Consider the following 205-nt stretch of genomic DNA (forward strand, 5'->3'; position numbering starts at 1 on the left):
ATCAGCGGTGAGGGGCGGTCGCTGACCTATCGCGAGCTGGATGAGGCATCGAATCGGTTGGCGCACTTGCTGGCCGGCCAGGGCGCTGGCCCGGGTGAGTGTGTGGCGGTGTTGTTGGAGCGCTCCACCGCGGCGATCGTGTCGATGTTGGCGGTGCTCAAGGCCGGGGCGGCGTATTTGGCGATCGATCCGGCGGTGCCCGCGA

1 protein-coding gene is annotated in these 205 nt (G+C 68.3%); it reads left to right on the top strand.

Annotation, left to right across the window (positions count from 1 at the left end; all coding sequences use genetic code 11):
* Nucleotides 1-205: AMP-binding protein (locus tag AC5Y5W_RS25020; RefSeq protein WP_500014207.1), on the top strand; the 205-nt coding region annotated here is incomplete at both ends.

Source organism: Mycobacterium sp. NGS51 (genome assembly GCF_059812525.1).